This is a genomic window from Coleofasciculus sp. LEGE 07092 (genome assembly GCF_015207375.1).
Lineage (GTDB): Bacteria > Cyanobacteriota > Cyanobacteriia > Cyanobacteriales > Coleofasciculaceae > LEGE-07092.
Map to the genome: position 1 here is coordinate 1 of NZ_JADEWY010000081.1, position 11,492 is coordinate 11,492.

General features: G+C 47.2%; 8 protein-coding genes. 4 read left to right on the forward strand and 4 right to left on the reverse strand.

Annotated features, from left to right (window positions below; translation table 11 throughout):
* Window positions 1–32: 32 nt before the first annotated feature.
* The 4 genes from IQ257_RS18805 to IQ257_RS18815 all read right to left on the reverse strand — a co-directional run bounded on the left by IQ257_RS18805 (window position 33) and on the right by IQ257_RS18815 (window position 6,783).
* Window positions 33–1,037 carry a diguanylate cyclase domain-containing protein gene (locus tag IQ257_RS18805; protein WP_193875401.1) on the reverse strand — a complete coding sequence of 335 codons (1,005 nt, stop codon included), beginning with the start codon at window positions 1,035–1,037 and terminating at the stop codon, window positions 33–35.
* 20 nt (window positions 1,038–1,057) lie between these two features.
* A complete protein-coding gene (locus tag IQ257_RS18810) occupies window positions 1,058–4,984 on the reverse strand; it encodes a PAS domain S-box protein (RefSeq protein WP_193875403.1) in 3,927 nt (1,308 codons plus the stop codon).
* Between the two features lie 248 nt (window positions 4,985–5,232).
* Entirely contained in the window at window positions 5,233–5,355 is a 123-nt protein-coding gene (locus tag IQ257_RS30835; RefSeq protein WP_265584499.1) for a hypothetical protein, read from the reverse strand.
* Entirely contained in the window at window positions 5,356–6,783 is a 1,428-nt protein-coding gene (locus IQ257_RS18815; RefSeq protein WP_322744394.1) for an LCP family protein, read from the reverse strand. It abuts the gene before it with no gap.
* Between the two features lie 206 nt (window positions 6,784–6,989).
* On the opposite strand from IQ257_RS18815, the gene IQ257_RS18820 reads away from it, so the two are divergent.
* The 4 genes from IQ257_RS18820 (at window position 6,990) to IQ257_RS18835 (ending at window position 11,451) form a co-directional block, all read left to right on the forward strand.
* Entirely contained in the window at window positions 6,990–8,051 is a 1,062-nt protein-coding gene (locus tag IQ257_RS18820) for a mannose-1-phosphate guanylyltransferase (RefSeq protein ID WP_193875405.1), read from the forward strand.
* 488 nt (window positions 8,052–8,539) lie between these two features.
* Window positions 8,540–9,622, forward strand: coding sequence for a photosystem II q(b) protein (gene psbA / locus IQ257_RS18825; RefSeq protein ID WP_193875407.1), 1,083 nt, complete (start codon window positions 8,540–8,542; stop codon window positions 9,620–9,622).
* Window positions 9,623–9,874: 252 nt separating this feature from the next.
* Window positions 9,875–11,140 carry a tetratricopeptide repeat protein gene (locus IQ257_RS18830; protein ID WP_193875409.1) on the forward strand — a complete coding sequence of 422 codons (1,266 nt, stop codon included), beginning with the start codon at window positions 9,875–9,877 and terminating at the stop codon, window positions 11,138–11,140.
* On the forward strand, window positions 11,137–11,451 hold the full coding sequence (locus IQ257_RS18835) for a hypothetical protein (protein ID WP_193875411.1): 315 nt from the start codon (window positions 11,137–11,139) through the stop codon (window positions 11,449–11,451). Before IQ257_RS18830 ends, IQ257_RS18835 begins: the two co-directional genes overlap by 4 nt.
* The last annotated feature ends 41 nt before the right edge of the window (window positions 11,452–11,492 follow it).

Sequence of the window (11,492 nt, forward strand, 5' to 3'; positions counted from 1 at the left end):
GGAGCGGGGGTGCTGGGGAGCAAATTGGTGATTTATACACTTGTCAAAACAGCGCGATCGCGTCCTGCTTCTTTTGCTTGATAAAGGGCGCGATCGGCAGCAGCAATTAGGGCTTCGGGAGAATATTTTCGAGAGGGAATAACGCTGGCAACTCCTGAACTGAGTGTCACGTACTCGCTAATGGGCGATCGCGGATGGGGAAGCAATAGTTGCTTGAGAGAAGCTTGGATTAGTTCTGCCACACGCAAGGCTCCATCTCCGGGTGTATTGGGTAAAATTACAGCAAACTCTTCGCCACCATAACGCGCCACTAAATCTGCCGGACGCTTCACCGCACAACTGAGAGAACGTGCCACAGCTTTCAGACATTCATCACCCGATTGATGACCCTTTGCGTCATTGTAAAGCTTAAAAAAATCGACATCGCATAGCAACAAGGACAACCACCACTTCTCCCGGCACGAGATGCGCCAATATTGGTTCAAGTATTCGTCAAATCGACGCCGATTGGCAACTTCAGTCAACCCGTCTAGGGTTGCCAAGCGCCGCAGTTGTTGGTTGGCATTTTGTAAGTCAGCTTCTGCCTGCTGGCGCTGGTGAATTTCCTGCTGCAACTGCACGTTTTGGGATTGCAGGCTATGCCGCAGTTTCTGAATTGTGAGGTGAGTTATAACCCTAGCCAGAATAATTTCTTGCTGAGTTGGTTTTGTGATGTAGTCCACAGCTCCAAGTTCAAACCCCTTGACTACCACTGCTGTTTGAGATAGTGCCGTCATAAAAATGATCGGAATGTCGTGGGTTGAAGGGTTCGCCTTCAATCGCCGACAGGTTTCAAATCCGTCAATTCCAGGCATGATCACGTCCAACAAAATTACGTCAGGATGAGCGTAATTGACTTTTTCAAGCGCACTTTCACCATCCCTGGCAATTAAGACCTTAAAACCGGCATCCGTTAAAAAATCAAATAATACCTCTAAATTAGTGGGATTGTCATCAACAATCAGCAGGGTTCCTTTTTCCGACTCTTCAACAATCATTCATACTAGCCCTGACCACTTCAGCAATTATTCTGGTTCGCCATGTATTCTTTTACGAACTCCAAAATTTGTTTTTCCTGAAAACCTTTAGCTAACCGACGTAATTTTTTGGCAAATGGCACGAATTGTGGATCTAACGCTTCCAGTTGGCTAGCGTGTTCACTGATGCCTTTGATGTCACCCATCATTGCCAATTCGTACAGGATAGCAATTTCTTCTGACGACGGCGGCACCATTTCAGATGGAACGGGTGAAACCTCTGACGAGGAACCCGCTAGGGATTCATCCTTTGTCTTAGGTTCATAAATCCATTCCAACCCCAGATGTTGTTGTAATTGGGCAAACAGATGTTCGGCTTGCACCGGTTGGGGAATGAAACCGTTGCATCCTGCTGCCAAACATTCTTGCTGTTTATCAGCGAAAACGCTAGCGGATGTGGCAAGCACGACGGTATTTTGAAACTGAGAGATCTGCCGCAGTCGTCGTGTCGTCTCTAAGCCATCCATTCCTGGCATTACCAAGTCGATCAAAATCGCGTCTGGCTGCACCTGTTGCGATCGCTCTAAACAGTCTTGACCATCAATCGCTTCAATCACCTCAAACCCCAACGGGATCAGCAGATTCGCTAAAATCGAGCGATTTTGCCACTTATCATCAACAACCAAGATTTTGCGTAGGCAACCTCGAAAACTAACAATGACTCGATTGTCAATTTCGGCAGTCTGCTGCCATTTGGATACGGTCGGTAAATCCAAATCCAGATAGAAAATGCTGCCTTTGCTTAGGCTACTTTCCACGCTCAGTTCACCACCCATGAGCTGAACCAATCGCTGGCTGATTGCCAAACCTAATCCCGTGCCTTCAATTCGATGAGTGTTATCTTCAATTTGATGGAAGGGTAAAAAGATGTTGGCTACCTGTTCAGGGGCGATGCCAATGCCGGTATCTTCAACCTGAAATCGCATTTTGCGTGTGGGGAGTGGGGAAAATTCCTCCCTGTCAACCTTATCTCTCTCATTCTCATACCCATTTTCGGTGACATATCCAACTTTAAAGGTAATCGTGCCACTATCTGTAAATTTGACCGCATTGCCGAGGAGGTTGATCAACACTTGTCGTAGCCGTTTTTCATCACCACGAACGATTTTAGGTAAAGGAGAGAGGGGTTCGTATTGAAAGGAAATATTTTTGGGGTCAGCACGGATACGAACCATTTCAATAATCCCTTCTAGAAAATGGGAGAACTGAAAATCACTCAGACACAGTTCCATTTTCCGAGCTTCAATTTTAGAGAGGTCTAAGATATCGTTGAGTAGGGTTAACAGATGTTCGCCGCACTGTTGAATGATATCGAGTCCCTGCTGTTGCTTGGCATTGAAATGGGGTTCTCGCTTAAGGATTTGAGCATAACCGAGAATACCATTGAGGGGGGTGCGCAGTTCGTGGCTCATGTTGGCTAAAAATTCGCTTTTGGCGCTATTGGCTGCTTCCGCATCCCGTCGGGCTTGTTCCAAGTGAAAATTCTTGTCGGCTAATTCTTGGTTGGTGCGGGTTTGCTGTTCTAGCATCTGGCTTTGAGCTAGAGCAATTCCAACTTGGTCAGCCAGTTGGCGCAACAGTTCAATTTCAAAGTCTTGCCACTGCCTAGAGCCGTTACATTGATGGGCAATGAGCAAACCCCAAAGGGCTTCTCGCTGAAGGATGGGGACGACTAAGTTAGCCCTGACACCAAAAGATTTCAGCAGTTCTACATGACAGGGTTTAACGTTGGCTTGCAGCAGGTCATTGACACCACGAATGCGCCCTTGAGAGTACTGTTTCAGGTAAGATTCAGCGAAGCAAGGGTCGGTGATATCCAGTCCTAGAATAGCGGGCCACTCGGCAATAACGGCTTCAGTGACGACGGTGCCTGATCCATCCGGTCGTAACTGATACACGATCACGCGGTCTACTTGGAGGATACGCCGTACCTCGGTGACAGTCGTTTGGAGAATGGCATCCAATTCTAAGGATTGGCGGATTTTGAGGGTAATTTCTGCAAACAGTTGTATTTGCAGGGTTTGGCGGCGCAATTCGGCTTCTGATCGCTTACGTTCGGTGATATCTTCAGCAATGCCAGCCAGACGGGTAGCCACACCCACTTCGTTGAGAACACGAAAGGCGCGTACCCAAACCCAGCGCTGTGACCCATCGGGTCGCAGAATCCGGTACTCTTCTTGAAAATCTTGCTGACCTTGGAGCTGTCGTGTCAAGGCGGCTACGACCCGGTCGCGATCATAGGGATGCATACTGTCAAACCAAAAACTAGGCTGCTCGTACAGGTTTTCCCTTGGACGCCCCCATACTCCCTCGTAAGCGGGGCTGATGTAAAACATCTGGTCGAGAGTCGGACTGGTTAAGAAGAAAACTTCGCGGATATTTTCTGCAAGCTGACGGAACTGTTCCTCACTCGATCGCAGGGCATCTTCTGCTTGTTTGCGATCGCTAATGTCGGTGTGAGTACCGACCATCCGCACTATCTTACCCCGTTCATTTCGCAAAACCAGACCCCGCGAGAGCATCCATGGTGCTGAACCATCGGCATGGAACATCCGAAACTCTAATTTCCACTGGGAGAGTTCCCCCGCAAATAAGGCATCCATTTCCGCTTTAACGGTAGGGAAATCTTCAGGATGGACGAGGGCAATCAGTTCATTAAAGGTTGGATAGTCTCCGTCGGGTGGATAACCGATGAGATTGCGAAATTGAGGTGAGTAATAGTAATAGTTCGTCTGGAAGTTGATATCGAAAAGTCCACCCTCATTGGCTTGAATGGCGAGGGCGAACCTTTCTTCACTCTCTCGCAATGCGGCTTGCGCCTGTTCGCGTTTGGTGATATCTAACGCCATTGAAGCAACACCCAGCAAGTTCCCCTGAGGGTCAATCAGCGTTGTATTGTACCACTCACAAATAATAGTTCGACCGTCTTTGGTAAGATTTTCGTTACAGGAGCGAGTTCCCCCCCGACCCGAATAGAGTTCGCTTTTAACATAGTTAACCTGTTCGAGAGCACTGTCTGGTACGATTAAGTTGAGTGAATAGGAGAGAGCTTCCGCTTTGCTGTAGCCGAAAATTGACTGCGCCGCTGGATTCCAATCGACAATTTCACCATAGATGTTCCATTCGATCACCGCTAACGGCGTTTGCTGAACTAATAGGGAAAGCCGTTGCCGGGAACTTTGGAGTTTCTCTTCGGCTTGCTTGCGATCAGTAATGTCGTGTCCTTCAAAAATTAGCAATACGACTTCAGAGCGATCATCTCGCACTGGCTTGAGCAAGAAGTCAATGGTGGCAACAGCTTCACCAGCACCGAGAACATCCACTTCGTAACGGACAAACTCACCCATTGCAGCAGAGGCGATCGCACTTTTGAGTTCATATTGAGTTTGGCTGGAAATTTGCCACCACCGCGTTTCCCAAAACGGACGCCCTACAACCTCTGAAGCTGGGATACCTGCAAAATTTAATACAGTCTGGTTAGCTTCAAGGACGGTGCCATTGGGTGATAGTAATCCAATAAACTGGAACGTCCCATCAAAGATAGCGCGGAATCGCCGCTCACTATCCCGTAAAGCTTGCTCAACTCGTTTGTGTTCCACCACTTCAGCGAGCAGTTGCCGATTTGCCCCCCTTAAGGCGGTCGTTCGCTCTTCAAATTGCTCTTTAAACTCATCCAGGCGTTTCTGATAGTCCGCTTCGCTAGCGTGCAACTCCCCTTGGGCTGAAGCACGTTCAGTGATAAGAGTTACCAAAACCAAAGCCGTTGCCACTACGACACGGATTAGAGCCTGTAGGGATTCGTTCCCTACAGCCATTGAATCAGCGAGTTGGGTTGTGCCAATATAAACCACGGTTAGTGCTGTTACCTTGGCGGAATAGTGCCAGAACCGATTGGGGATGCGGGTCATGTTTATCGGTTATCCAAGTTCAATAAAAGGGGGCAATAGGCTATCCTCTATAGAGGTATATAGCTATGCACCTCTACATAAAATGGATATGTATTTCTATTTCCCAGTAAATCGGTAGCTGCACTCAAGCTGACGTATTTGTTAATGGTAGACAGAATTGCTAGAAAATTGCATCCAGGACAGGTGGGACACCCATCCCATAAAAATTTTCCTGGTAGGGTAGGCATCTTGCCTGCCCCGCTCCCCCGCTAGGCACCATAAGCCGCAGTCGCACTTAACAAAACCCAGAGCCATGCCAAAGCGAGAGTTCCCAGAATTTCCAATACCCGTACTAGAAAAGGTTTCATGTCTTTAAAACTAAAACTTGGCATTTAACCATCCCCTTCCGCCAGTTCAGCAAATTCCCGCTCCAACCAATCCTCACCCACTCGAATCGTCAAATCTGACTCAATATCTCCCGTCGAAGACGCCTCTACTTTACCAATTCCCATAATTTTTTTCAGAAGCGCTGCGGCATTCAAATCCCCTTGCTGCACAATAATCTCAGTCTTACGCAACGGATCGGGCCAATCGCGGACTATATAAACATTATTAAAATCTTTTTCTTGTAAATACCGAGCAACACGGTGAGCCAGTTCTGGGTCATCCGTCGCATTTTGAATCGCAATATGCAACCGATAAGGCGAACGATGAACATCTGAGGAACTCCAGGTTTGGTCTTGCTGGAAATATTCTTGCATTACCCGATCTCGCCCTGCTGGATTCATAATCCAGTAGCTGGCAATATATTCTCCCGGATTGCTGAATCGCCCCGGCAAAAGTACCATCTTAAAATCGTTCCCATCCAGACCCAAACCAAAGCCTACCAATGCCAGCATTTCCTCTAGACTGAGATTAGTGTCTACATACTGCTGCATCACTCGAATCACTTGAGGCAAACGCGGCAACACGGTAGGACTAACCAACCGTTTCCTCAGTGCTTTCAGAAGAGTTTGCTGCCGCTGCACCCGCCCAATATCTCCGTATTGGTCTTTGCGAAATCGAGCAAACTGTTCGGCTTGGTCTCCATTCAAGGTCTGCCACCCCGGTTCTAAATCGATTTCCAAATTCTGAGTGACATCTGTATATTGCATCGGGTAGGGAACAAAGACCTCAATCCCACCCACTAAGTCTACCAACTCCCGAAACGCATCGGTTGTAATCCGCACGTATCGGTCAACCGGCACATCATTCAGGGTACGGCTAACAACCCGCGCCGCTAGCGCCGCCCCCCCCTCTACATTCGCATCATTAATCTTGGCAACTCCAACTCCGGGAATTTCCACTTGCGTATCCCGAGGGATAGAAAGCATCCTCACGGAGTCTTCTGTTGGGTCTAGCCGCAACAGTAACATGGTATCGCTGCGACCGCTAAAAACCTCTGGTGAGTTTTTGGGAATGTCGGGAACTCGGTCAATTCCCATTACCAGAATGTTAACGGGTCGGGCAAGGTCATACTGAAATCCTTTCTGCCATGCCTCTCCCTTAGAGCTTTGAGGCACGATTAGGGGTGAAAATGGCGTTAGTAATGCCACGGTTGCGCCCAGTGTGGCAGAAATTGTTGCCGTCAAGATAAAAGCAGCACTCCAGAGAAACCAACGCATACAGCGACCACCCGCTGATTTGTTTCGACTTGAATCAGACTCTTGCTCTACAGGCATTTCAGCATCATCCACAACATCAGGATTGCGATTTGCCTGTTCGGAGCCAGAGTCATTCGATGATGGAAATCCCAAACCCATGGGGGAACTGTTGGACACGTTTTTTCACCCTCATACCACTGTAGCTAGCGCTAGTAGTTTTACATTCTCTAAATCTCATGCAGGATTATAACGTTACCTTCATCGATTCCGAATTAATCTTCGGTTGTGAGAAAAACCAATCCGGAAAGAGATGTTGCATACAGCGTCTCTACATCAGCACTAAGGCTACGATGTAGCAGAAAACGATGCAAGCTACCTGAACTATGGATAAATCCTTAATACCCGTAATTCTGGCTGGCGGCAAAGGGGAACGTTTTTGGCCCCTAAGCCGCAAGCACCGCCCTAAGCAGTTTTTAAGTTTAGATGGTAGTGATAAAAGCCTACTACAGGCAACGGCAGACCGTCTAAACCAGCTCGCTGGGGGTTGGCAGAACGTGTGGGTTATCACTTCAGCGCAATTGGCAGATGGTGTTCAAGAGCAGCTTCCCCAACTCCCCCCAGAAAACGTGCTGGCAGAACCAGAGGGACGCGACACAGCACCAGCCGTGGCGTGGGCAACCCTGGAAATTGCCCAAAAGTATGGGGATGATGCTGTAGTGGGCTTTTTTCCTGCCGATCACTGGATTGCCGATCAGCACGCCTTTCAAGAAACGATCGCCGCTGCCACCGAGTTAGCGATCGCACAAGCCGCCATTGTCACCTTGGGAATCGCTCCAGACTACCCCTCTACAGGATATGGATACATCGAACAAGGGCAACAAACGGGGACATTTGGCAAACTGCCTGTATATCGCGTCAACCGATTTACCGAAAAGCCCGACCGAGAAACGGCTGAAGCTTTTCTAGCAACAGGTAACTATAGCTGGAATAGCGGGATGTTCATTTTTCGGGCTGGAGTAGTTTTGGCTGAACTGAACACCTACGCACCAGAAATTATCATTCCTCTGCAACAAAGCGGCGTAGCAGCTTATTCCCAAATGCCTAAAAAAAGTATTGACTATGCCTTAATGGAAAAAACACAGCTTGCTTACGTTTTACCCGCCGCCTTTGGCTGGGACGATTTGGGAGACTGGAACGCTTTGGAACGCTTGCAAAAAGGAGACGCCCCTAATGTAGAACTGGCAACTCATGTCGGCAAGGATACCCAAGGCTCGGTTATTTACGCCACTGATAAGGATGAAGTTATTGTGACGATTGGTTTAGAAGATGTGGTCGTAGTACGCGATCGCAATGCTACACTCATCGTCAAAAAAGACCGCACCCAGGAGATCAAGCAGGTTCTCAAAACCCTACAAGACGATCCCAACTTGAAACAGTTTCTTTGAGATACTCCCCCGCTAACTGCAAGCTGTATAGCGGGGGATTCTGCCGTTGATTGGGATTCTTAGTTCCGCGAGACTTCAGACAGGAGAGACAACTCAATCTGGCGCTCACAAAATTTCCTGCTGTTTGGATTGATTTGCCAATTGATAGCAAGGGAGAGGAATTAATGAATTTATGTAAATAAATGTAAAAAAAAGGACGTTTGACTTTGATACAGTAGCCCTCCTTTTCTTTACCTAACTTCATAAAAAATGGATTGAGTCTGTTTGCTTGCTTAACCAATCCCCTGCGAGTAGCGTCTTTTGCAGGCATGGGTGCGTAAATTGTAACTTAATACTTCTTAATTTTTATGTAAACTAATATGTAAAAACAAAAGCAAAAATTTTCAAATCTATTTACAAAAGGCAAAGGATGCTTTAATCTAATTCATAGGTGGAAAAAAACTAAATTTCTGCCGAACCTTAAAAAAGTTCAAGCAATTATCTGAACCATGACAACTACATTACAACGCCGCGAAACCGCCTCCGTTTGGGATCGGTTCTGCGAGTGGGTCACCTCCACTGAAAACCGCCTCTATGTGGGCTGGTTCGGTGTACTGATGATTCCTACTCTCTTAACCGCCACCACTTGCTTCATCATCGCTTTCATCGCTGCTCCTCCTGTGGACATCGATGGTATCCGCGAACCTGTTGCTGGAAGCCTGATGTATGGCAACAACATCATCAGTGGAGCAGTTGTTCCTTCTTCTAACGCTATCGGCTTGCACTTCTACCCCATCTGGGAAGCTGCTTCCTTAGATGAGTGGTTGTACAACGGTGGTCCTTACCAGTTGGTGATTTTCCACTTCCTCATCGGCGTCTTCGCCTACATGGGTCGTGAGTGGGAACTTTCCTACCGTCTCGGTATGCGCCCCTGGATCTGCGTAGCTTACAGCGCTCCTGTTGCTGCTGCTAGCGCCGTGTTCTTGATTTACCCCATCGGTCAAGGTTCTTTCTCCGATGGTATGCCTCTAGGCATCTCTGGAACCTTCAACTTCATGTTCGTGTTCCAAGCTGAGCACAACATCCTGATGCACCCCTTCCACATGCTCGGTGTGGCTGGCGTCTTCGGCGGTTCCTTGTTCTCTGCTATGCACGGTTCTCTAGTCACCAGCTCTCTGGTGCGTGAAACCACCGAAACCGAATCTCAAAACTACGGTTACAAGTTCGGTCAAGAAGAAGAAACCTACAACATCGTTGCAGCTCACGGCTACTTCGGTCGGTTAATCTTCCAATACGCTTCCTTCAACAACAGCCGTTCTCTGCACTTCTTGTTGGGTGCTTGGCCCGTGGTTGGTATCTGGTTCACCGCTCTGGGAATCAGCACCATGGCGTTCAACCTGAACGGTTTCAACTTCAACCAATCCATTCTCGATTCTCAAGGTCGCGTTATCAATACCTGGGCTGATGTGCTCAACCGCGCTAACCTGGGCTTTGAAGTGATGCACGAGCGCAACGCTCACAACTTCCCTCTCGATTTGGCGGTAACGGAAGCTACTCCTGTTGCTCTGACTGCTCCAGTCATCAATGGTTAATCCTTAATCTGGTAGAGACGCTGTATACAACGTCTCTACTACAACAAACAAAAGCGCTCTCCGAAAGGGGGGCGCTTTTTGTTGGAACTACATCTGGGGGTTGAAGCGATATGGGGAAAATAACTGCCATCCTAAAAGAGGTCTGCCCTATCTGTCTAGATTAAGATTGCAGCAGTTGGCAGCACATGGATGTTCTGTGAGGTTCCCTTGTCCCCTTATCCTATTTGTTAAATAGGGTTGACATTCAAGCTAATGACTGATAATCGCTTAGAGAGTGCTGTTGAACGGTATGAAAATGCGATCGCTACCATTGAAAAAGCAGATAATAAATTAGCCGTTGAACAAATTTTGGAGGTTCTTGTTGCTCGTGATGAAGTTCAAGCTCTGCTTGCAAACAATACTCAATTTAAGCCAGGACGTTTAATTGCTAAAGTCCATCAATTAGATACCCGTCTCAAAAAGCAGGCTGATTCAATTAGTCACACGAGCAACTTAGCTAAGTTACGAGAGATTATCGAACCCTCCGAAAGAGATTGGTGGTGGTTGCTAACATCATCCAAGCCAATGCCGTGGTATGAGCGCTATGATTGGCTGTGGATTTGGCTATCTCTTGTCTTTTTAACTGCCTCTGCCAGTATAACCATCGATATTGCCAATCGCTTTTTGAGTGGAAACCCTAGTCAATTGGGAACTCTCGGTATTATTGCTCAAAGCGTGATGACACTGCTAACGGCTGGGGGAGCATTGACCAAACCTGGACGAAAAGGCGTTGAACATATTCTCAATACTCTAAAAATTCCCGAACATTTTTGGGATGAAGCGATTTGTACTCTCTCATTGCTTCTATTACTAGTTCCCATCTTCATTCAGTCACAATTACCGACCTTTGCTGAGTACTACAAATACCTTGGGGATGAAGCCTATAACTCCCGTGTAGAGTATAGCTCTCAACTAGCCAGTGCCGAACGATTTTACAGCCGAGCCATCAAAATCGATCCAGACGATAGCGAAGCTCACTATAAACTAGGAGTGCTTTACGAAGACTTGCAAGAGTTAAATCAGGTTATTGACCAGTATCAAATTGCTGTAAAAGGAAGAGTAGAAGGAGAGTCTTACAAAGCCTACAACCGCTTGGCTCGATTATATATTATCAACGGTTCAGAAGCGGATTACTCTAAAGCAATTGCTTTGCTCAGACGAGCCATGAGCTTAGAGGCTGTCAAAACGGACAAAGAGACGATGTATGCTATCAAGAAAAATTTTGGTTGGGCGCGACTAAAGCAAGACCGTTATATTGAGGCTAAACATTTACTGATAGAGGCGATTCAGCTTTTTCCCAATCAAGCACCCGCTCATTGCCTGTTGGCACAAGCTCTAGAGAAATTGCCAAGAGAACAGCAAAATCCCCAGACAGAATGGGAACATTGTCTCCAATATGCCAATCAGCGAGATCCAGATGAGGATGCTTGGATTGGTTTAGCTCTTAAACGCTTAGAAGTTTATAGATATCGGCAATGAAACCTAAATTATCTGTTCCTATAATTGTAAGTTTGATAGTGGCAACGTTAAATGCTGGAGTTGGAATACCTCAATCAAGACTGATTCTGGCTCGAACGATTGAAGTTAAGGGGACTGTGGAATTAAAAAGAGAGGAAAGTTCCTCTTGGCGTCCAATGAAGGAGGGGGAAAGGCTTTTCTATGGAGACCTTTTGCGAGTCCAAAAAGGGTCTAGAGGGGTTATTCAGTGTACTACTGATTTAACTGAGTGGACGGTGCCGGATGATGGATTGCCTAGGGGTGTTGCGAATACCTGTTCTCTGCCCGAATAAGGTTATTTTAGAAACAGCTAGAAGGCGATAAGCTTTGCTAT

Excerpts from the sequence above, each read along its gene's own strand:
- IQ257_RS18835 (WP_193875411.1), top strand. The coding sequence starts at position 11,137 with ATGAAACCTAAATTATCTGTTCCTATAATTGTAAGTTTGATAGTGGCA.
- IQ257_RS18830 (WP_193875409.1), top strand. The coding sequence starts at position 9,875 with ATGACTGATAATCGCTTAGAGAGTGCTGTTGAACGGTATGAAAATGCG.
- IQ257_RS18820 (WP_193875405.1), top strand. The coding sequence starts at position 6,990 with ATGGATAAATCCTTAATACCCGTAATTCTGGCTGGCGGCAAAGGGGAA.
- IQ257_RS30835 (WP_265584499.1), bottom strand. The coding sequence starts at position 5,355 with ATGCCAAGTTTTAGTTTTAAAGACATGAAACCTTTTCTAGTACGGGTA.
- IQ257_RS18805 (WP_193875401.1), bottom strand. The coding sequence starts at position 1,037 with ATGATTGTTGAAGAGTCGGAAAAAGGAACCCTGCTGATTGTTGATGAC.
- psbA (WP_193875407.1), top strand. The coding sequence starts at position 8,540 with ATGACAACTACATTACAACGCCGCGAAACCGCCTCCGTTTGGGATCGG.
- IQ257_RS18810 (WP_193875403.1), bottom strand. The coding sequence starts at position 4,984 with ATGACCCGCATCCCCAATCGGTTCTGGCACTATTCCGCCAAGGTAACA.